The 21,554-nt window shown below is 65.5% G+C and carries 19 protein-coding genes; 11 read left to right on the plus strand and 8 right to left on the minus strand.

From position 1 onward, the window contains the following. Positions 1-184: 184 nt before the first annotated feature. Positions 185-1,999: a tannase/feruloyl esterase family alpha/beta hydrolase gene (locus HD883_RS05895; RefSeq protein WP_179587384.1), complete on the plus strand. Its 1,815-nt coding sequence runs from the start codon at positions 185-187 to the stop codon at positions 1,997-1,999. A gap of 100 nt (positions 2,000-2,099) precedes the next feature. On the opposite strand, the gene map is transcribed toward HD883_RS05895, so the two are convergent. Beyond that, entirely contained in the window at positions 2,100-2,870 is a 771-nt protein-coding gene (map, locus tag HD883_RS05900; protein ID WP_179587382.1) for a type I methionyl aminopeptidase, read from the minus strand. 204 nt (positions 2,871-3,074) lie between these two features. Between map and HD883_RS05905 the strand changes: the two genes are divergently transcribed. Then, the gene (locus HD883_RS05905) at positions 3,075-4,295 is read left to right on the plus strand and encodes an MFS transporter (protein WP_179587379.1); all 1,221 of its coding nucleotides are present in this window, start codon (positions 3,075-3,077) and stop codon (positions 4,293-4,295) included. A gap of 2 nt (positions 4,296-4,297) precedes the next feature. Here the strand turns inward: HD883_RS05905 and HD883_RS05910 are convergent, their stop codons facing one another. The 3 genes from HD883_RS05910 to selD form a co-directional block, all read right to left on the minus strand. After that, the gene (locus HD883_RS05910) at positions 4,298-6,307 is read right to left on the minus strand and encodes a DUF2207 domain-containing protein (protein ID WP_179587377.1); all 2,010 of its coding nucleotides are present in this window, start codon (positions 6,305-6,307) and stop codon (positions 4,298-4,300) included. 41 nt (positions 6,308-6,348) lie between these two features. Continuing rightward, positions 6,349-6,906 (minus strand): LemA family protein, encoded by a 558-nt coding sequence (locus HD883_RS05915; RefSeq protein WP_179587375.1) that lies wholly within the window; start codon positions 6,904-6,906, stop codon positions 6,349-6,351. Between the two features lie 244 nt (positions 6,907-7,150). Further along, entirely contained in the window at positions 7,151-8,209 is a 1,059-nt protein-coding gene (selD, locus tag HD883_RS05920; RefSeq protein ID WP_179587373.1) for a selenide, water dikinase SelD, read from the minus strand. Positions 8,210-8,293: 84 nt separating this feature from the next. Here selD and mnmH point away from each other — a divergent pair, with 84 nt between their 5' ends. The 3 genes from mnmH (at position 8,294) to HD883_RS05935 (ending at position 10,886) form a co-directional block, all read left to right on the plus strand. Beyond that, the gene (mnmH, locus tag HD883_RS05925) at positions 8,294-9,352 is read left to right on the plus strand and encodes a tRNA 2-selenouridine(34) synthase MnmH (protein ID WP_179587371.1); all 1,059 of its coding nucleotides are present in this window, start codon (positions 8,294-8,296) and stop codon (positions 9,350-9,352) included. A 93-nt stretch (positions 9,353-9,445) separates the two neighbouring features. Further along, positions 9,446-9,613 (plus strand): hypothetical protein, encoded by a 168-nt coding sequence (locus HD883_RS05930; RefSeq protein ID WP_179587369.1) that lies wholly within the window; start codon positions 9,446-9,448, stop codon positions 9,611-9,613. A 142-nt stretch (positions 9,614-9,755) separates the two neighbouring features. Beyond that, a complete protein-coding gene (locus HD883_RS05935; RefSeq protein WP_179587367.1) occupies positions 9,756-10,886 on the plus strand; it encodes an FAD-dependent monooxygenase in 1,131 nt (376 codons plus the stop codon). A gap of 69 nt (positions 10,887-10,955) precedes the next feature. On the opposite strand, the gene gor is transcribed toward HD883_RS05935, so the two are convergent. Then, complete coding sequence (gor, locus tag HD883_RS05940) at positions 10,956-12,308, minus strand: glutathione-disulfide reductase (protein WP_179587365.1); 1,353 nt, start codon at positions 12,306-12,308, stop codon at positions 10,956-10,958. 205 nt (positions 12,309-12,513) lie between these two features. Here gor and HD883_RS05945 point away from each other — a divergent pair, with 205 nt between their 5' ends. Continuing rightward, positions 12,514-12,948 (plus strand): CopD family protein, encoded by a 435-nt coding sequence (locus tag HD883_RS05945; protein WP_179587362.1) that lies wholly within the window; start codon positions 12,514-12,516, stop codon positions 12,946-12,948. A 16-nt stretch (positions 12,949-12,964) separates the two neighbouring features. Here the strand turns inward: HD883_RS05945 and HD883_RS05950 are convergent, their stop codons facing one another. Then, positions 12,965-13,447, minus strand: coding sequence for a DUF2231 domain-containing protein (locus HD883_RS05950; protein WP_179587360.1), 483 nt, complete (start codon positions 13,445-13,447; stop codon positions 12,965-12,967). A 76-nt stretch (positions 13,448-13,523) separates the two neighbouring features. On the opposite strand from HD883_RS05950, the gene coxB reads away from it, so the two are divergent. The 3 genes from coxB to HD883_RS05965 are packed head-to-tail and all read left to right on the plus strand — an operon-like array spanning position 13,524 to position 17,121. Beyond that, entirely contained in the window at positions 13,524-14,243 is a 720-nt protein-coding gene (coxB, locus tag HD883_RS05955; protein ID WP_179587358.1) for a cytochrome c oxidase subunit II, read from the plus strand. Continuing rightward, a complete protein-coding gene (gene ctaD, locus HD883_RS05960) occupies positions 14,240-16,741 on the plus strand; it encodes a cytochrome c oxidase subunit I (RefSeq protein WP_179587356.1) in 2,502 nt (833 codons plus the stop codon). Before coxB ends, ctaD begins: the two co-directional genes overlap by 4 nt. Before the next feature lie 8 nt (positions 16,742-16,749). Further along, positions 16,750-17,121: a hypothetical protein gene (locus HD883_RS05965; protein WP_179587354.1), complete on the plus strand. Its 372-nt coding sequence runs from the start codon at positions 16,750-16,752 to the stop codon at positions 17,119-17,121. 36 nt (positions 17,122-17,157) lie between these two features. On the opposite strand, the gene HD883_RS05970 is transcribed toward HD883_RS05965, so the two are convergent. Then, entirely contained in the window at positions 17,158-17,985 is an 828-nt protein-coding gene (locus HD883_RS05970; protein ID WP_179587352.1) for a cytochrome c oxidase assembly protein, read from the minus strand. Positions 17,986-18,304: 319 nt separating this feature from the next. On the opposite strand from HD883_RS05970, the gene HD883_RS05975 reads away from it, so the two are divergent. Both HD883_RS05975 and HD883_RS05980 read left to right on the plus strand, forming a co-directional pair. Continuing rightward, entirely contained in the window at positions 18,305-19,084 is a 780-nt protein-coding gene (locus tag HD883_RS05975) for an alpha/beta fold hydrolase (RefSeq protein WP_306455923.1), read from the plus strand. Beyond that, positions 19,081-20,886 (plus strand): GGDEF and EAL domain-containing protein, encoded by a 1,806-nt coding sequence (locus tag HD883_RS05980; RefSeq protein ID WP_179587348.1) that lies wholly within the window; start codon positions 19,081-19,083, stop codon positions 20,884-20,886. The genes HD883_RS05975 and HD883_RS05980 overlap by 4 nt, the downstream gene beginning before the upstream one ends. Here the strand turns inward: HD883_RS05980 and HD883_RS05985 are convergent. Next, positions 20,831-21,427 (minus strand): DUF1294 domain-containing protein, encoded by a 597-nt coding sequence (locus HD883_RS05985; protein WP_179587346.1) that lies wholly within the window; start codon positions 21,425-21,427, stop codon positions 20,831-20,833. The two genes, HD883_RS05980 and HD883_RS05985, sit on opposite strands and share 56 nt — an antisense overlap. Positions 21,428-21,554 lie beyond the last annotated feature (127 nt).

Raw genomic sequence — 21,554 nt, forward strand, 5'->3', positions numbered from 1 at the left:
ATAGAACGTCTTGCGATCCGGGGCCGGGTGCGGGCGGGTGCTTGCCGGGGGCTCCGCAGTTATTCGCGCCAGTGATTTCGATTATCCGGAACGCGCTATTGGCAAATCCGGAGTGGGTGCCTACGCTTGCGGTGCGCACATGGCGAAGACCATGTCCATGGCAAAGACCATTCCGGAGACAACAATGACCCGCACCCCCTGCGCCACCCGGCGTACCGCACCATCCGACCCGCTGCGTTTTTCCCTTCCGCGCGCCTTTGCGCTGCTGCCGATCACCGCCGTGCTGCTTGCAGCCTGCGGCGGCAGTGATGACGACAATAACGGCACCCCCGACACCCCTGCCCCACCCGCGCTGGTCCAGAACGCGCAGACCTGCGCGGCGCTGAGCGGGACGGCCATTCCGGCGACCGCCATTGGCGAGCCGACGACCGGTGCGGTCGTGACGGCGGCCAGCCTGGTCAGTGCGGTGCCGCAGACGTTGAACGCGGCGGGTACGGCCGTCACGGCCGCCCTGCCCGAATACTGCCGCGTCCTGATCGACATCAAGCCCGTCGATTCGAGCGCGCCGCTGATCAAGGCGCAGGTGAACCTGCCAACCACGTGGAACGGCAAGTCCATGCAGTTGGGCGGTGGCGGGTACAACGGGTCGCTGGTGACAGGACTGGGGGGCGAAGCCAATCAGCCGCCCAGCGCGCCGTTGCCGCTCACACGGGGATACGCCACGCTGGGTACCGATTCCGGTCACCAGAACGCAACCGGTGTCGAGGCCTTTGCCTTTGCGCTGAACGACGAGTCCCTGACGAACTTTGCGTATGCGTCGTACAAGAAAACGCGGGACGTCGGGGTGCGGCTGATGACGGCGTATTACGGCAAGCCGGCCACCAAAAGCTATTACATGGGATCGTCGGAAGGCGGGCGTGAAGGGATGATGATGGCCCAGCGCTATCCGCAGGACTTCGACGGCATCCTGTCCTTGTACCCGGTGCTGAACTGGTCGGGCTTGCAAACCTTCGGTAACAACGTGGGCGGCATCCTGCAGAAGGATCCGGGCGCGTGGCTGGGAACCAAGGTCAAGCTGATCAACGATACGGTGCTGGCGGCATGCGATGCGCTCGACGGCATTACCGATCGGGTCGTCAGCAACTACCTGGGCTGCAAGGCGCCTGCCGATGCGGCCCTGGCGGCGTTGCGGTGCCCGTCGGGCAATGACGAGGGCGCGAGCTGCCTGTCGACGGCGCAACTGGCCGCCGTGAATGCCGCGCACGCGGGCTACACCTTCAGCTTCCCGCTGGCCAATGGCGTGACGGCCTACCCCGGGTTCGGCTACGGCAATGAGGCGAATCCCGCCAACTGGCCAACCTGGATGACAGGCACCGTGGCGCCGAACTTTACCGCGGCGCCCAATCCCGCCGGCATCGGCAATCTGTTCAACTTCGGCAACGGCTATGTGCGGTACTTCATTGCCAAGGACCCGAACTTCAACCCGCTGGCCTACAACCCGACCAACTTCCGCGCGCGGGTGGAACAGGTGTCGGCCCTGATGGACGCCACCAATCCCGACCTGACGGCCTTTCGCGCTCGCGGCGGCAAACTGATCCTGCGCGAGAACGTGTCCGACACGGCGCAAAGCCCGTTCGCCGGTCTGCGCTACTTCGACTCGGTCAACGCCAAAATGGGTGAGGCGAACGTGGCGAGCTTCATGCGTACGTATGTGACGCCGGGCATCGGCCACACCGGATCGGAAGTCCCGGCCGGCACGACCGAAGCGCCTGCCTATGGCATTCCAGCCGCGATCGACTGGGTGGCGATTTTGGAGAAGTGGGTGGAAGGTGGCCAGGCCCCGGCCGACCAGCTGGTGCAGACGATCGAACAGCGGGTGCCGCCGTTCACGGTCACGGCATCCAAGCCGCTGTGCCGCTATCCGCTGTATCCGAAGTATGTCGGCACGTCGCCGGCGGGCGGCAACCTGGCGTCGAACTATGTGTGTTCGGCGTCATGATGCGGTGACGTCCGCGTGACCGCCGCCTGACGTTCAGGTGCGCAAACGACAAGGCCGGCAACTTGCCGGCCTTGTTTCGTGAGTCGCCGTTATCGCGCGATCAATTCACTTTGCCTGGCCACGGGGTAAGGATGTCGAAGCCCGTGGACGTGACCGCCACCGTGTGCTCCCATTGTGCGGACAATGAGCCATCCACCGTGACCACGGTCCATTCGTCACCCAGCACCTTGACGTCAGGCTTGCCGATGTTGAGCATGGGTTCGATCGTGAAGACCATGCCTTCTTTAAGGCGCACGCCCGTGCCGGGGCGGCCGTAATGCAGGACCTGCGGGTCTTCGTGATACTTCTTGCCGATGCCGTGGCCGCAGAAGTCGCGGACCACCGAAAAGCCGGCGGCTTCGGCATGCACCTGGATCGCCGCGCCCACATCGCCCAATTGCGCGCCCGGCTTGACGGCCTGGATGCCCAGCATCATGGATTCCAGCGTGACGTCGACCAGCCGGCGCGCGTCGTCGGACGGGGTGCCTGCAAAGTACATGCGGCTGGTATCGCCGTGCCAGCCGCCTTTGATGACCGTGACGTCGATGTTGACGATGTCGCCATCCTTCAGGATTTCTTTCGGGCTGGGAATGCCGTGGCACACCACGCCGTTGATCGACGTGCAGAGGGTCTTGGGAAAGCCGTGATAGCCGACATTGGCCGGAATCGCTTTCTGTACCTTGGTGATGTGCTCGAAACAGCGGCGGTCGAGCTCTTCGGTAGATACCCCTGGCTGCACGTACTCCCCGATCATTTCCAATACCTCGGCGGCAAGCTTGCCGGCCTCGCGCATTGCCTGAACCTGCAACGGCGTCTTGATCGTAATTGCCATGGGTGAACGCTCCAATATTTCCCTGATTTTACGGCGATACGGGTCATACGTCTTTTCCGGGGGGCATTGCAGCAGTCGGATGAGTGGCGTAGCCTCAGGGGATAACCCGCATTCCTAAGCCTTAGTCCTTTGTGCTCCGGGCGGCAGACGCTGATACGCCAACGTCTGCGCCGTGCGCCCTCCCCCTGCTTTCATCCTTTCTTCATGTCTTCCTCTGCTTCCCGTACCGATGCGCCGCTGTCCCACCGTGCGGCCACCCGGCATATCCTGACGACCGTTTTCTTCTCTTTCCTGTGCTACCTGTCGATCGGCCTGCCGCTGGCGGTGCTGCCCGGGTTCGTCCATATCGACCTGGGCTTCAGCTCGATCCTGGCCGGGCTGGCGATCAGCATGCAGTACGTGGCCACGGTGGTGAGCCGGCCGCTGGCGGGCCGCATGGCCGATCGGGTCGGGCCGAAACAGACGGTGTCGACGGGGCTGATCGTGATGGGTGCAGGGGGTGCGTTGACCCTGTTGGCCGGCTGGCTGGACATGGTGCCGGTGCTGAGCCTGATCGTGCTGCTGATCGGCCGCCTGGGGATCGGGTTTGCGGAAAGCTGGGTGGCGACCGGGTCGATTACCTGGGGCATTGGCCAGGTGGGCGGCGCGGAAACGGGCCGGGTCATCTCCTGGAACGGGATCGCCACCTTCAGCGGCCTGGCCCTGGGCGCACCGCTGGGCGTCGTGCTGAATGATGCGGGCGGACTGGCCGCGATCGGCGCCTGTACCGTGGGCCTGGCCGCGGCAGGCAGCCTGATGGCGCGCCGCAAACCCGCCACGCCCGTCATGGGCGGCAAGCCGCTGTCATTCGGCGCCGTGCTGGGCCGTGTCGCGCCGCACGCCACCAGCCTGGCGCTGGGTGCGGTGGGCTTTGGCGCCATCGCCAGTTTCATTGCGCTGTATTACGTGAGCCGCGGCTGGCTGAATCCTGCCTATGCGCTGACGGCGTTTGGCGGTGCGTTCGTGGCAGCGCGCCTGTTGATGGCCAACACCATCGGCACGTATGGCGGCTTCCGGGTGGCCATTGCGTCGCTGGCGACCGAATGCGTGGGGCTGGTGGTGTTGTGGCTGGCGCCGACGCCCGGGGTGGCGCTGGCCGGCGCGGCCTTGAGCGGATTCGGTTTTGCGCTGGTGTTTCCGGCGCTGGCGGTTGAAGCCGTCAAGCTGGTGCCGGCCAATCACCGCGGATCGGCGCTGGGCGCGTATTCGTTGTTCCTGGACCTGGCGCTGGGAGTGACCGGCCCGGTGGCGGGCCTGGTCGCCAGCCGCTGGGGGTATCAGCAGATCTATCTGTTCGCGGTGATCAGTGCGGTGGCCGCCACCGGGATTGCGGTGGTGCTGGCGCTCAGGGCGCGGTCGGCGCAGGGCAGCCTGTCGTCGGCGTGATCCTACCAGCCCGAGCCGCCTCCCCCGCCCCCACCGCCGCCCGATGACCCGCCGCCCGACGATCCGCTGCTGGACGACGAGGACGATGACCCGCTGCTCCAATTGCCGCTGCTACCCGGCGAACTGGACGATGACGACACCGACGACGGCGGCGCGGCGGTGACGGTGCCGCCGAAGGAATCGCTGCTGCGGCCCGGGTCGCGCATCATGTCGTGCCCGCCATACCGCTGTTCCATGGACTGCAGCATGGCCATGCCCGCCACGCCCGCGAACAGGCCTTCAAAGCCGCGCGCCCACGCCTTGCCGACGTCCAGCGCCACCGCATACGGCAGGAAGCGTTCGTACACGTCCAGCTTTTCCTGCGGCGTGACCAGGGCTTGCAGCCGCGGCCCTTCGGCCACGGTCAGATAGCGCTTGAAGCCGCGGATCTGATCCATGAGGGCATCGCCTTCAGGCGTGTAGCGGCGCAGGAACTGGTAGGCGCAGATCACGACGGGGAACAAAAGAGTCGGCAGCAGGCCGGGCAACGCGCCGATCCCTTGCGGCTGAGCCAGCGTTAGCTGGGTTGCCAGGCCGCCGAGCAGCATCGGAAGAAACAGCACCGTGCACCCGATCCATGCAAACAGCGACGGGCGGCCGCCGCGTATCCAGCTGCGGACCAGGACCGTCCACACCGCGATCGAGATCAACAGGAACGGCAAGCTGGCCATCAAGGCAAACGCCGCGGGCGGGAACTGCCACCAGGCCGCTGCCAGGCAGGCCGCCAGATAGAGCACCCAGAGCTGCGCGCCCCGTGTCGCCATGGGACGGTTCGACTTGAACATGGTGTCGTCATAGGCTTTCGCCAGGCCGTCTTCCAGGCCGGACTGCGCGCTTTCAAACGGATTGCGCAACACAGTTTCGCGGATGAAGCTGCGATCCTTGCCGAACAGGCGGCGCAGGATCAGGGACAGCCATTTGTCGCTGACTTTGACGGCGCCGGGGGCGGTGTCAAGGCGCTCGAATTCGGTGCCAAGTTCCTTGCGCGTCAGACGCATGGCGCGCATGCCGATCAGTTGCAGCATGCCGACCACATAGGTCGTGTCGTCGAAACGCTGCTTGGCGATGTAGCGGACAGCAGGTGCGGACAAGGCGTCAGGGGGGTCGTAGCGCGGCACCAGGGTGGCGCGGTCGCGCCGCTGCGTGCGCCGCCACGCCCCGACGTAATAGGCGGCCATGAGCAGAAACCCGATCACCGACACGAACAGCGGCAGATTGTCTTGCAGTCGATACAGCCACTGCCGCCATGCAGGCGGGGGCGCGACGATGCCCTTTGGAAAGGCCGCGGCGACCGTCAGCCCTTCCTCGACGCCCAAGGGCTGCGTGGTCTGGAATTCGATGACGCCCGGCGCCTGCCGGGTCATCTGGGCGTTCTGGTCCTTGGAAAACTGCGGACCGGTATAGACGGCATGCTGCATGAAGCTGGCGGGCTCGGGCAACGTGATGCGCGCCCGCGCGCGGTCGATCGGAAAGGTCCAGCCGTTGCCCGTCACGTTCCAGTACAGCTCGTCAAATTCAGGAAAGAAGCCCAGCTGACGCGTGGTGCGATAGGTGATGGCGTAAACGTGTCTGCCTTCATCGAGCAGCGTGTCGGCATTGCCGATCCGCATGCGCACGCCATTGGTCAGGGTTTCGAGCGCGTACGGTTCGGGGGCGCCGTCGCGTGCGATGCCTTCGACGGTCAGCCCGATCTTGACGCGGGTGCCGTTGGCGGCCGTGTAGGTGGTCGGAAAGTCGCGCAGAATGCCGCGCTTGATTGCGTTGCCTTCGGCGTTGAGCGTGATGTGCTCGGTCACAAGCAGATCGCCGCTGCGTTCGATGCGCACGTCGCTGAAGAAGTCGAGGATGCGTTCTTCGGCCAGGGCGGAAGCGGACAGCAACGCCGCGGCGCAGGCCGTGATGCCGATGGCAACCGCCCGCAGGGTCGTCCCTTGCAGAAGGCGCCACGCGAACGTCGGCGCGGCGCGCGTCATGGCACCAGTCCTGGCGCCAGGCAGGGAGGCGGTCATCGCGGTCAAAACGCGACTTTCGGGACGGCAGCGCTGGCGGGATCGGCCAGTTCAAAGAACGGTTCTTTCCTGAAGCCGAAGCTGCCGGCGACCAGCACGTTCGGAAACGATTCGACCACGATGTTGTAGTCGCGCGCGGTGCCGTTGTAGTAGCGGCGGGCCATCTGCAGCTGGTCTTCGATCCCGGACAGGTCGGCCTGCAGCGCGCGGAAGTTGGCGTCGGCCTTGAGGTCGGGATAGGCTTCGGCCACCGCAAAGAGCCGGCCCAAGGCGCCGGTCAGCGCCTTGTCGGCGACAGCCTTGTCGGCAATGCTGCCCGCGTTGATGCTGGATGCGCGGCGCTCGGCAATGTCGGCAAACAGCGCTTTTTCATGCGCCGCGTAACCCTTCACGGTTTCGAGCAGATTGGGGATGAGGTCGGACCGGCGGGTCAGTTGAACGTCGATACCGCTGTAGCCTTCCTGCACCAGATTGCGATGCCGGACCAGCTTGTTGTAGAGCGTGACGCCATACACAACGATCACGACGACGATCGCAAGAGCGATCCAGGCAGCGGTGGGCATCGACGAATTCCTAGTGCCGGTTGTGGGCTTGCGCCCGAAGGGGTTATGGACCGGAGCCGGAAAGTCGATGACGCAAAAACCCCCCGCCCGCAGCTAACTGCTGAGCAGCATACCTGCCCGGGCAACGCTTGGCGCGGCCCGGGGATGCGCGGAGTGTGAGAAACGGTGAGAGTCGCGAAAAATGCGACGGGGCGGACTCGGCGTCCGCCCTGGGTTATCGACCCCGATAACCCAGGGTTGTGGATCAGGCCACGAATCTGAGCGTGCCTGCCACCTGATCGTCGGCCGCGGTGCCGACCGTGCCGACCACCGCCGCCTGCGCAAACCCGGCGTCGCGGAAAGTCGTCAGCACACTGTCGACCGCATCGGCGCGGCAGCTGACCAGCAGGCCGCCGCTGGTCTGCGGGTCGGACACCAGCGCCTGCTGCCATGCATCCGCCTGGGAAGGCCAGGCAATGTCGCCCCCATAGCTGCTCCAGTTGCGGCTAGAAGCGCCCGTCACGATGCCCTGCCGGGCGAAGCCGACGGCGGTGTCGATCAGCGGCAGATCGGCCAGGCACAACGTGGCGGTCAGGCCGGCGCCGCGGCACAGTTCCAGGGTGTGTCCGGCCAGTCCGAAGCCGGTGACGTCGGTCATGGCATGCACGCCTTCCAGGCTGGCCAGCGCAATGCCGACCTTGTTGAGCTGCGTGGTGTGGCGAATCATTTCGGCATAGCCGGCATCGCCCAGCACGCCCTTTTTCAGCGCGGCCGAGAGGATGCCCACGCCCAATGGCTTGCCCAGCACGAGCACATCGCCGGGGCGCGCGTCCTTGTTCCGCCGGACCTTGTCGGGATGCACCAGGCCCATGGCAACCAGGCCATAGATGGGTTCGAGCACGTCGATGCTGTGGCCGCCCGCGATGGGGATGCCGGCTTCGCGGCAGATGCTGGCGCCGCCTTCGAGCACGCGACCGATCACGTCGGGAGGCAGCTTGGCGATGGGCATGCCGACCAGCGCTAGCGCCATGATGGGCGTGCCGCCCATGGCGTAAATGTCGGACAGCGCATTGGCCGCCGCGATGCGGCCAAAGTCGTAGGCATCGTCAACGATCGGCGTGAAGAAGTCGGTGGTCGCGACCAGGGCCTGCTCGGCATTGAGCCGGTAGACGGCCGCGTCGTCGCTGGTCTCGGTACCGACCAGCAGCTCGGGCGGAACAAGCCCTTGCGGCGCCTGTGCCAAAATCTCGGACAACAACCCGGGGGCGATCTTGCAGCCGCAGCCGCCGCCATGGGAAAACTGGGTAAGAGCCGTAGTAGTCATGAATTCAGGAAATCCTTCGATGCGTTCAGCCGTCTTCCATTGTGCCAGTCCGCGCCTGGCCCCGCCGAACGCCGGAGCCGCGGCATGAAGCGCGGCCCAGTCCGGGCGGACGAGCGCCATGCTTTCGACACCGTCATCGATGCAAGGTCGCCCGCCGAATTCGCGCTGGATCACATCCCGGGCGCCATCAACTGCCCGTCTCTGGACGACGACGAACGGCGGATTGTCGGCACGATCTACAAGCAGACAGGCGCGTTCGAGGCCCGCCGGGTGGGCGGCGCGATGGTGGCGGCCAATCTGGCGCGGCACTTGAACGAACACTGGGCCGACCAGCCGGCCAGCTGGAAGCCGCTGGTGTACTGCTGGCGCGGCGGTCTGCGCAGCGGGTCCATGGTGAACTGGCTGCGGCTGGTCGGGTGGGACGCACAGCAGCTGGCCGGCGGCTACAAAAGTTTTCGTCATCATGTGATCGAGCAGCTGGAAGTGGCCAGCCCGAAGCTGCAGCTGCGGGTGATCTGCGGCGCCACCGGCAGCGCCAAGACGCGGGTGCTGCAGGCCCTGGGCGCGATGGGCGAACAGGTGCTGGACCTGGAACATGTGGCGCGCCACAAGGGATCCTTGCTGGGCGCGTTGCCCGGCATTCCCCAGCCGTCGCAAAAGGCCTTCGAGACGCAGGTGGCCCATGTCCTGGAAGGGCTGGACCTGGCGCGGATCGTGTATGTGGAAGGCGAAAGCCCGCGCATCGGCAAGGTGGCGCTGCCCCTGCCCCTGGTGGAACGCATGCGCGCCGCGCCCTGCATCGAAGTGCAGGCCACGCCGGCCGCGCGGCTGGACTATCTGCTGCGCGACTACGCCTACCTGGGTGATGACGCCGAGGCCTTGGCGCAAAAGATCGGCTTTCTGAAAGAACTGCAGGGCAGGCAGACCGTGCAGCGCTGGCAGGACTGGGCGCGCGACAGTGCGCTGTCGCCGCTGTTTTCGGAGTTGATGTCGCTGCACTATGACCCGCATTACGAGCGGTCGCAGGCGCGGCACTTCCACGCGTGGGCAACGCGCCAGACCGTCGTGGCCGATGATCTGAGCGATGCGGGCATCGAGGCCGTTGCGCGGCAGATCGCCGCCTTGCCACCCCGCGCCGATTGATACAACCGCCGCCGCATTTCTCCATATTTGCAGGCAGGCGGCGCGCTATCTTTCAGTCACGGGACACCAAGTCCCTTGACCAAGGAAAGCATCATGAAACGCCTGTTGACCAGTCTCGTGTGTGGCAGCGTCCTCGCCGTCGCGCTGTCGGGGTGTATCGTCGTGCCGCGTGGCGGCGGAGGCGGCCCGCACTACCATGGCGGATATTATTCGCAAGGGTCCTACGACCGGGGCTATGACCGGGGTGGCTACCGCCGCTGATCGCCGGCAGCCGCGCCGCGAAGACGCCTGATCGGGGTACTGATCGTCCCACGTCGTTGACCCTGGCCATGGCGCCCTCCTACACTTTTTGCACACAGCGTTCATTTATGAACAACGGTCAAAAATCTTCAGGACGGCATCCATGGCACACCCTCTCATCGGCATCAGCGGCGCAGGCATCGGCGGTTTGGCGGCGGCAATCGCGCTGCGCAAACTCGGCAAGGACGTCATCGTGTTCGAGCAGGCCGCGCAATTTGCGCGTGTCGGCGCGGACATCAACCTGACGCCCAACGCCGTGCTGGCGCTGGATGGGCTGGGCATTGGCGATGCCCTGCGCGAAACGGCCGCACGGCCGACGCACCGCATCAGCCGCACGTGGGACACCGGCGAAGAAACGTCGCGCATCGAAATGGCCGAAGCCGCGCAGACGCGCTACGGCGCGCCGCAGCTGACCATGCACCGCGCCGACCTGATGACCGCGCTGGAACAAGCCATGCCGTCTGACCAGGTGCGCCTGGGCAAACGCACGCAAAGCATTGTCGAGACGCCCGATGGCATCGACATGACCTTTGCCGATGGCAGCACGCAACGCGTCGACGTGCTGGTGGGCGCCGATGGCATCCATTCGATGGTGCGCACGGCGATTGTCGGCCAGGAACATCCGGTGTTCACGGGCGTGGTCGCCTATCGCGCCGTGGTGCCCGCCGAACGCCTGCAGGGCGTCAACAACCTGAATGCGTTCACCAAGTGGTGGGGGCCGAACCCCGAAACGCAGATCGTGACCTTCCCGCTGAATCGCGGCCGCGACATTTTCATTTTTGCCACCACCCCCCAGGACAGCTGGCGCCATGAGTCGTGGACCACGCCGGGCGACGTCGCGGAGCTGCGCGCATCGTATGCGGACTTCCATCCGGAAGCGCGCGCCTTGCTGGATGCCTGCGATGAAGTGCTCAAGTCGGCGCTGTATGTGCGCGACCCGCTGCCGACCTGGTCCAAGGGCAACATGACCCTGATGGGCGACGCCTGCCACCCGATGATGCCTTTCATGGCACAGGGCGCCGGCATGGCGATCGAAGATGGCATCGTGCTGGCGCGCTGCCTGGCTGACGCGAAAGACGAAGACGTGCCCGCGGCCCTGGCCCGCTATCAGGCCGCCCGCCTGGACCGCACGGCGCAGATCCAGATCGGGTCACGCGGGAACAACTGGCTGAAGGCCGGCAGCAATGCCGACTGGGTCTACGAATACGACGCGTGGAACGTGGCACTGGGCTGACCGCGCCGCGGCGGGCGGGGCTCGCGGCCCTGCCCACCACCGTCGACCCGGGACCAGCGGTACAGGCGATCAGGCCACCGGGTCCCGCATCGTCACGAACTCTTCGGCCGCGGTGGGATGCAGCCCCAGTGTCTGGTCAAACTGGCGTTTGGTGGCGCCGCACTTCATTGCAATCGCAATGCCCTGGATGATCTCCGGACCATCCGGTCCGACCATGTGGCAGCCCACGACCTTGTCGGTGGCCGTGTCGACCACCAGCTTCATCATGGTCTGCTCGTTGCGGCCCGACAGCGTGTTCTTCATGGGGCGGAAGGTGGCGCGATAGATCGTGACCACGTCGTACAGCGCGCGCGCATCCTCTTCCGAGAGGCCCACCGTGGCGACCGGCGGCTGGCTGAACACCGCGGCCGGCACGTTGTGGGAACTGGCTTCGATCGGGTTGCGGTTGTACAGCGTTTCGGCCAGCGCGCGGCCCTGTGCAATGGCCCAGGGCGTCAGGTTCAGATGATTGGTGACGTCACCCACCGCATAAATGCTCGGCACGGCCGTCTGCGACCAGCTGTTCACGGCGATTGCGCCGTATTCATCCAGTTCTACACCCACGTCTTCGAGGCCCATGTTCCGCGAATTGGGCAGGCGTCCGGTGGCGTACATGACCAGGTCGTACGACGTTTCCACGCCGGTGTCGGACACCGCCACGACACGATCACCGTCTTTGCGCAGCGCCGAAATCACGTGGCCGCTCTGGATGGTAATGCCACGTTCCTGCAGCACCTTGGTGATCGACAGGCGGATGTCCTGGTCGAAACCGGCCAGCACCAGGTCACGCCGGATGCCGAGGGTGACCTGGGAACCGAGACCATTGAAGATGCCTGCGAATTCCAGGCCGATGTAGCCGCCGCCCACGATCAGGATGGTGCCGGGCAGACGGGGCAGATCCAGCGCTTCATTGGACGTGATGGCCAGTTCGACGCCCGGGATCGCCGGCAAGGCGGGACGCGCCCCGGTGGCGATCAGGATGCGTTCCGTGGTGTAGCGCTTGCCGGCGATCTCGACCGTGTGCGGGTCGATTACGGTGCCGCGGCCTTCGAACAGCGTCACGCCCGAATTGGCCAGCAGCTTGCGATAGATGCCTTCCAGGCGATCGATCTCGCGATCCTTGGCGGCGATCAGCGTGGGCCAGTCGAAGCTGGGCGGCTCGATCGTCCAGCCAAACCCTTCGGCATCGTCAAAGGCTTCGGAAAATTGCGAGCCGTACATCAACAGCTTCTTGGGTACGCAGCCGCGGATCACGCAGGTGCCGCCAATGCGGCTGTCTTCGCAGATGGCCACCCGCGCGCCGTAGGACGCGGCGCGGCGCGAGCTGGCCACGCCACCCGAACCTGCACCAATGGTGATCAGGTCGAAATCAAAATCGGGCATGTACGACGTCCTCGGTAGAATTTTTGGAAGGTGCCCGGAAGCAGATGCGGGCATTTTAAGCCATGCGGCACCGCCTTATCGCCACAGGTGCCGCACCGGGCATCCACACGGCCCCGGCAGGAATGCATCTTGCTGAGCCGCCCCTTTGAACCCACACAGACAAAGACAGCGTCGCGCGGGGCGACCGCTGTCATATGGGATGCTTATGGTCGGAATCAAGGCGCTGCACATTGCGGCGCTCATCATATGGTGCGGCGGATTGTTCTATCTGCCTGGCCTGTTCATGCTTCATCCGCGTGCGTCCGACCGGGCGAGCTTCCACCGCCTTCGCATGCTGACCCGGTTTACGTTCGCGTTCGTCGTGTCGCCTGCCGCCGTGATCGCCATCATTTCCGGCACGGCGCTGGTGCATTATCGACAGGCCAGCGGCGAATGGCTGATGTGGAAGCTGCTGTTCGTGTGCCTGATGGTTTTCTTCCACCTGTACTGCGGTGGCCTGGTGGCCAAGTTGGGACGCGAGCGCACTGCCCATTCCCGCAGCGGGTCGGCCGCCTTGCTGGCCGTGCCGTCGATATTGGTGCCGTTGGTGTTGTGGATGGTGTTGGGCAAGCCCACGCTGTTTTTTGCGGCGGCCCCCTGATGGCCGCCGCCCGCCATCAATCGTCGGTATCGTCGTTGCCGACGCCGATCTGGTGTTCGAACACCAGCTTGCCGCCCATCCAGCCTGCCACCGCCACCAGCAGCGCGCTCATGCAGGACAGGAACACGCCGTACGGAACCACGGCGGCTTCGGCATCGCCGATCCGCAGATACCAGTTGATCGACCCGACCGCGAGCAGCAGCACGGCCACCACGAAGTGGTTCCAGCTGGCCGCGCGATGGCGGATGCCCGGCACTGACAGCAATTCGATCGTGCCGGCGATGCCCGCCAGGATGCCCATGACCGCGCCCCCGCCGATTAGCCACAACGCGCCGCGCGCCCAGAACGGGTCGCCGAAAAAAATGAACGCGCCGTCGGCCGCCAGACCGCCCATGAAGAACGCGATCGGGAACGGCACCAGCATCGGGTGGATAGGATGTTCGGCGACGGCAACGCGCGTGGGCGTGTCGATGGGGAGCGGGAGTCCGAATTTTTCCATGCCAAGTCCTGAAAGTGATTCCGCCCGATTGCAAGATCCATGCCGCAAGCGGGCCGCGAAAGGCGATACCCCAGCCATGACTGTACGCCGTCCGGCGCGGCTGCTGACCCGGGCGCCGATCGTTGCGGCATGGCTTGCCGCCCTGTCAGGCTGTACATCAGGCCCCCTGTCGGCCCTCGATCCGGGCGGCCCGGTAAGCACGTCGGTGGCCCGAGTGTGGTGGGTGATGTTCAGCGGCGCCATGCTGGTGCTGGTCGCGATGCTGCTGATCGGCGTGCTGGCGATGGTGGCGTCGCCCCGCACCCGTGCACGCGTATCCACCCGCCAGTGGTTGATCATCGGCGGCCTGGCCGTGCCCGGCGTCGTGATCGCATCGTTATTGATCTATGGATTGACGGCAGGCCCGCGCATGCTGCCCGTGCCGTCCACCGCCGCCATGCGGGTGGAGATCGAGGCGCGGCAATGGGCATGGGAAGCGCGGTATCCGGAACGCCAGTGGACCGGGTCGCGCGGCGCCGATATGACCCAGACCATCATCCACATTCCGGCCGGCGAGCCCGTCGATTTCCACATTACGTCGCGCGATGTGATCCATAGTTTCTGGATCCCGCGGCTGGGTGGGAAGATGGACGCCATTCCCGGGCGGTCCAACGTCATGCGTCTGCAGGCCGACGCCCCTGGCATCTATCGCGGCGTCTGCGCCGAGTTCTGCGGCGTTGGCCACGCCCTCATGCCTTTCGAAGTCCACGCCCATGATGCTTCCGAATTCACCCGGTCCGGCGGAGCCGCGCGATGACTGACCTGAGCCCCGTCGCCCGGCACCATGCCTTCGATGCCGTCTGGCGCGCCCCGCGCGGCTGGCGCAGCATTTTTTCGGTCAACCACACCACGGTGGGCCTGCGCTTCATTGGCACGGCGCTGGTCTTTTTCCTGATCGGCGGCGTGCTGGCCATGTTGATCCGCGCGCAGCTGGCCACGCCTGGGAACGACTTCCTGGACAGCGAGACCTACAACCAGATTTTCACCATGCACGGCACGGTGATGATGTTCCTGTTTGCGATTCCGATGCTGGAAGGATTCGCGATCTACCTGCTGCCCAAAATGCTGGGATCGCGCGATCTGGCCTATCCGCGGCTGGGCGCCTTTGCCTATTGGTGCTACCTGTTTGGCGGCCTGATCCTGATCGCGGGCCTGGTGTCCGGCGTGGCGCCGAACACGGGCTGGTTCATGTACACGCCTTTGTCCAGCCAGCCCTACAGCCCCGGCATCAATGCGGATCTGTGGCTGATCGGCGTGACCTTTTCAGAAATTTCCGCGGTGTGCGGCGCGGTGGAACTGGTGGCGACCATTCTGCGGCTGAGGGCGCCTGGCATGAGCCTGCGGCAGATGCCGCTGTTTGCCTGGTACATGCTGGTGACGGGCGGGATGATCCTGGTGGGCTTTCCGCCATTGATCCTTGGCAGCATCCTGCTTGAACTGGAACGCGCATTGAACTGGCCGTTCTTTGACGTGGCGCGCGGCGGTGACCCGCTGCTGTGGCAGCACCTCTTCTGGATGTTTGGTCATCCAGAGGTCTATATCATTTTCCTGCCCGCGGCCGGCATGGTGTCGACCATGATCCCGACCTTTGCGCAGCGCCGCGCTGTTGCCTATCCGTGGATCGTGGCCAGCATTGTCGCCATGGGGTTCATCAGCTTCGGGCTCTGGGTCCATCACATGTTCACGGTGGGCATTGCGCACCTGGCGGCAGTGTTCTTTTCGGCGGCCAGCATGCTGGTCGCGTTGCCGACCGCCGTGCAGTTCTTTGCCTGGATCGCGACCTTGTGGGCAGGCAAGCCGGTCATGCGGCTGCCCATGCTGTACCTGTTCGGCTTTCTGGCGGTCTTTGTTGCGGGTGGCCTGACCGGGGTCATGCTGGCGCTGGTGCCCTTCAACTGGCAGGCCCACGACACCCACTTCGTGGTGGCGCATCTGCACTATGTGCTGGTGGGTGGCATGGTCTTTCCCCTGCTGGCGGCCACCTACTACTGGATGCCGCACGTGACCGGGCGCATGCCGTCGGAACACCTGGGCAAGTGGGCGTTCTGGCTGATCTTCATCGGCTTCAACCTGACCTTCTTTTTCATGCACCTGACGGGGCTGCTCGGCATGCCGCGCCGTGTGTACACCTACCAGGCCGACGCCGGATGGGACTGGCTCAATCTGCTGTCGTCGATCGGCGGATTCCTGCAGGCGATCGGCTTCGGCATCTTCGTGCTGGACGTGCTGCTGCATGCACGGATCGGCCGGGCGGCCACCCGCAATCCCTGGGGCGCGGGCACGTTGGAATGGGCGATGCCCACGCCCTCCCCCACCTACAACATCGCATCGATCCCGAAAGTGGACGGTCCGGATCCCCTTTGGCAGGACCCCACCCTGGGCGCGCGCCTGGCCGCAGGCGAAGGCTACCTGCCGCAGCCCACCGACGGCCGACGCGAAACGATAGGCATCGAACCCCTGACCGGGCGGCCGCAGAGCATCGTCTTCCTGCCGGGCCCGAGCAAATGGCCCCTGGCGGCGGCCATCGCCACGGGCGGCGTGTTCCTGGCGATCCTCTTCAAGGTGTACCTGGCGTTGCCGTTTGCGGGCGTGCTGTTGCTGGCTATCTTCCTGGGCTGGGGCTGGCATAACGGCTTGCGGTCCGACCCGCAGCCGGTGGATGCGGGCCACGGCCTGATGCTGATGCCCCATGCCGCGACCGACAACGCGCCAGGCTGGTACGGGCTGGTCTATGCCCTGATCGCCAATGGCGCCTGTTTTGCGTCGCTGGTGTTCGGCTATGTGTATCTGTGGACCATCGCTCCGAACTGGCCGCCGCCCAGCCTGATCGCGGGGGACGCCTTTACCCCGGCGGTTGCCGTGGCCGGCTTGCTGGTCGCCACCCTGGCGACCCGGCATGCGCGGCACGCCAACCAGCGGTTGCCCGCGTCGCGCGTGGCGACCTGGCTGGGGTGCGCGGCGATTGCCGGTGTAGCCGCCACCCTGGCGTTTGCCGACATCCTGTTGAATGCCTTGCCGCCGGCGACCAGTCACGCCTACGCATCGACCACCTCGGCGCTTGCCGCCTATGGGCTGCTGCATGCGGGCATGGGCACCGTGTGGGCCCTCTTTGCCGCCCTGCGCTGCCTGCGTGGCTATGTCTCGGCGCTCAGACGGCTGGACGTGGACCTGGTCAATCTGTGGTGGACTTATACGGCCAGTACCGGCGGCGTCATTCTGGCCGCCCTGTATCTGTTGCCCGGGGCACTGGCATGAGCAGCGCCATGTCGTCCCGCCTGAAGTCGCGCGGCCTGTGGCGCCTGTGCGGCGGCCTGATCGTCTGGGCAAGTTGTTTCGCCATGCTCTATGGCGCGCAGGCCGGCGGCTGCAGTGCCGGTCTGGACGCCAGCCGCGTGCTGGGGATCAACGGGGTGACGGCAATGCTGATCGTCATCTGGACAGCGCACCTGGCCTGGCTGGGCGGCCGGCTGCTGCGCGAACATCAGGGCAAGGCGCCCATGCCTGACGGGGAATTGGAAACGGCGCCCGAAGACGCCGCATTCTTTACCGGGGTAGGCCAGGTGCTGTCCTGGGTGGCGCTGCTGGCCACGGTATGGACCGGCTTTGCGGTGGTGCTGCTGCCGCCCTGCCTTTGAGCCTGGCCGCTTAGCCGGGCTGCCTGGCCGGCACGCTCAGCGCACCGCGCGAAAGCCGGTGGCTTCCGATGCGCCCAGGGTGCGCCACACTGCGGCGATCGCGATCACGGCCACGCCGATGAACACGGTGCCGCCCGGCACCCACATGATCAGCCCGCCCAGTTGCTGGTCGTCCAGCGACGACAGGCCCCAGGCCATGGCGGTGTTCCAATGCTCCACATACAGCGGACGGCGGGCGAAGGTCAGCAAGGCGCCCAGCAGACCCATCTGCACCGCGGTCACCAGGGCTACCATCAGCGCGGCGCCCACCGACCTGGCGTGGCGCGGCAGCATGGCCCGCCACAGCATGACGGCGGCGGCGAACAGGCTGGCGTGCATCGCCCAATACGTCAGCGTGCTGTCGAAGGTCTGGGAGTAAGGCCCCGGCGCGTGCCAGAACCACAGCGCCATCGCAAAGACGGCACAGGCCAGGCGACCGCTGCCGACCACCCGTTTGGCGGCGACGGGCGGGTGCGCCCAGCGCGGCAGCTGCAGCATGACCTGCCCGCGTCCCAGGACCATCAACGGCGCCGCCACCAGCACCAGCAACATGTGCTGCGCGACGCGGGCCGAGAACAGCGCCACCGACAGCGCGCATAACGGTGAGATCAAGGTCAGCAAGGCGACTGCCCAGCCTGCGTAGAAATAGGCCTGCTCGCGGCTGGATACGGCCCCGCGCCCGGCTGCGCCGCCACGCCAGTACGCCGCGGCCGCGATGGCAAAGCCGGCAATCAGCCAGGGGTCCAGGTTCCAGCTGGACCACAGCGTCACCGGGATGGCGGGCGCGCCGCAGTACGGCAGGTAGCTGGAAAAATCGGTGGCCATGACGGGTGATCCACAACAAAAAAACAGGACGAAAAATAAGGAATGGGCGCCGGTTGCATTCGATACCACCGGCTGACATCGTGACGCCAGGTTCGGCATGGGCTCCATAGCAAGAACCCGGCCAGCAAGCCAGGAGAATCCCTTGCTGGTACAGGTCCGTTGCGTGGTGCACTCATCGGGCTGCGGCGCCGGTAAGAATTACCGCAACCGGTAAGAATCGGAAGAGACTCGTCACGTCTTTCGGCCGCCGTTGCCCTAAAATAAGGTCAACAACACCAAGAGGTCTGCGTTGTCTATTGGATATAAGAACAATGTTCGGATGTTTGGCAGCGGCGTAGAGCCAATCGTCTTCGTGCACGGGTTCGGCTGCGACCAGAATGTCTGGACGCGCATGGCGCCCCACTTTGCCGATGACCATCGCATCGTCGTGTTTGACCACGTGGGTGCGGGCCGGTCCGACCTGGCGGCCTATGACGAATCCCGCTACCGCACGCTGGACGCCTATGCCGAAGACCTGCTGCAACTGTGCGACGCATTCGATATCCAGAAGCCGGTGGTGGTCGGACATTCGGTCGGCGCCACGATCGCCATGCTCGCCGCCAACCTGGAACCGGGCCGTTTCAAAGGGCTGGGCATGATCGCGCCCAACCCTTGCTACATCAACGACGGCGACTACGTAGGCGGGTTCGAGCGCGAAGACGTGGACGAATTGCTTGATCTTCTGGACAGCAACTACCTGGGCTGGACAAGCACCATGGCGAAGGTGTTGATGCAGCATGCCGACCGCAACGATGTCGAAGCCGAACTGACGAACAGCTTCTGCCGTACCGACCCGGATATCGCGCGGCACTTTGCGCGCGTCACCTTCCTGTCCGATCATCGCGACGCCCTGCCCCACCTGACGGTGCCGACGCTGTTGCTGCAGACGCAGCAGGACATCGTGGCCCCGCCCTCGGTGGGCGACTACCTGCATGCGACGGTGCCCGCCAGCGAACTGGTACGGATGGACGCCATCGGCCATTGCCCGCACCTGAGCGCCCCTGACGAAACCGCCGGCCATCTGGGCCGGTTCATTGCCTCTCTTGCACCGACACGATGACATCGCTGCCGCTGTCCGCCCTGCCTGCCGATGAAACCTATGAGGCGCTCTATCGACAGGCGCCCTGTGGGTATGTGTCGACCGCGCCCGACGGCACGCTGCTCAAGGTGAACGACACCTTCGTGCATTGGAGCGGGTACAGCGAAGACGAGTTGATCGGCAAGCTGCGGCTGCAGGACCTGCTGACCGTGGCGGGCAAGGTGTTCTACGAAACGCACTACGGCCCGCTGCTCACCATGCAGGGTTTCGTCAACGGGGTGGCTTTCGACCTGGTCGCCAAGAACCGCAAGCGCCTGTCCTTCTTCTGCAATTCGCGGCTGCAGACCGGGACCGACGGACAGGCCGTCGGCATTCGCACCATTGTCTTTGATGCCGGCGACCGCCGTCTGTATGAAAAGGAACTGCTGATTGCGCGGCGGGTGGCGCAAAAGGGCAAGGCGCGCCTGGAATACCTGGCAGGCCATGATTATCTGACCAACCTGCCCAACCGCCATTCCTTCGCCATCCGGCTTGACGAAGCGCTGTCCCGCGCGCGCCAGCGCCGGGCCACGCTGGCCGTGCTGTTTGTCGACCTGGACCGCTTCAAGGACGTGAACGACAGCTGGGGCCACGACGTGGGCGATCGCGTGCTGGTGGGCCTGGCCGAACGGTTCCTGGCGGACAGCGATCCGCAGCACACAGTGGCCCGGATGGGCGGCGAAGAATTCGTGTTCCTGCTGGAAGGGGCGGATGAAGCCGAGGCCCGCCACTATGCCAGCCGCCTGCTGCCCGACCTGTCGCGCCCGTTCGAGATTTCGGACGCGGTGATTTCGGTTGGCGCCAGCATCGGCATCGCCATGTACCCGGAAGGCGGTGCGTCGGGCCAGGAACTGATGCGCAATGCGGACCGCGCCATGTACACGGCCAAGATGGCGGGCGGCTACCGCACGGTGGTGCACACGCCCGAGGCCGCCGCGCGCCATGCCGCCGAAAGCCTGTTGCGCCAGGCCTTGCCGATGGCCGTGCGGCAGCAGCGCTTCGTGTTGCACTACCACCCCAAGCTGGACCTGCGCACCAATACCATCGTGGGCGCCGAGGCCCTGATCCGCTGGGACCATCCGGACCATGCCGACCTGCTTTACCCGGCCAGCTTCCTGCATCTGGTCGAAGCGTCACCCGTGCGGCAGCAGGTGTTTGCGTGGACGATTGACGAGGTCTGCCGGCAGATCGCCGCCTGGGCGAATGCGTCGGGCCTGCACCTGCCGGTGTCCGTCAATCTGTCGGCCTGGCAATTGAGCGACGCCACCCTGCCCCAGGTCCTGACGGAGGCCATCGAACGGCACGGCATCAAGAGCGACAAGATCCAGGTCGAGATTACCGAGGGCGCGCTGATTGCGGACGAAGCGCGCGCCACTGACATCCTGCATCAGCTGGCGTCATTGGGTTTTGCGATTTCGCTGGACGACTTCGGGACCGGCCACTCCGGCCTGGCGCACCTGAAACGCTACCCGATCCGGGGCATCAAGCTGGATATGGCGTTTATCCAGGGACTGGCCGAAGATGCGGGCGCCCGCGATCTGGTGCGAGCCATCGTGGCCTTTGGCAAGTCGGTCGGCATGGAAGTGCTGGCCGAAGGGGTGGAGACGTCCGAGCAGCGCGCCTTTCTGGCCGATATCGGTTGCGATGCGATCCAGGGTTACCTGATCGCCCGGCCCCTGCCCGGCGACCAGTTCGAAACCCTGGCGCTGGGCTGGGGCGCCGCCCCGGTCAGGCGAGTCCGGGCACGCCGCGGTACAGCAGATAGCCCAGTGCCGCGCAGTTGATGGCGACGGTGATCCAGAACGCCACCTGGAACGATGTCTTGCGCGACTTGTGGCGCAACAGGCGCTGCGCCACCCAGGCACCGGGCCAGCCCCCCAGCAAACCGATCAGCAGCAGCACGTTTTCGCTGATGCGCGAACGGCCGTTGCGCGCCGCCGTCTTGTCCATCTCGTAGACCAGGAGCGCCAGCGCGCTGGCCACCAGGTAGATGCCCAGCATCACGACCGACATGCGGTCCAGATAGACCAGCAGCCCGAGTCCCCCCAGAAACAGCAGGGCGACCGCGACCGGCACGGGCCAGCCCCGGCCCGGCGCCGGCGTCCGGATCTCGTTATTGACGAATTGCGCCTTGACGGCGCACGGCTTGCCATCCTTGCCCTGCCCGAGCTGATACAGCAGCGGTTCGCCCACGTCCGGACGGCGGTGCTTGCTCTTGAACGCCGAGATGTGGACGAAGACCTGCGGGCCGCCGCCTTCGGGCTGGATGAAACCAAAACCCTGTTCGTCTTTCCAGCTTTTCAACTTGCCTTTCTGCTGCTGCATACCTTTCCTGGATTCCTGCGGCGGTGTCGCGCAGGCCGTACTGTAGCAGCCGCTGCGGGTCGGTTGCCGTGCGGTGCGGCGCACGACAAGGTATCCACGCGCAACCCGCATCGGTCAAGGATGAGCA

The organism is Pigmentiphaga litoralis (assembly GCF_013408655.1).
Taxonomy (GTDB): Bacteria; Pseudomonadota; Gammaproteobacteria; order Burkholderiales; family Burkholderiaceae_B; genus Pigmentiphaga; species Pigmentiphaga litoralis_A.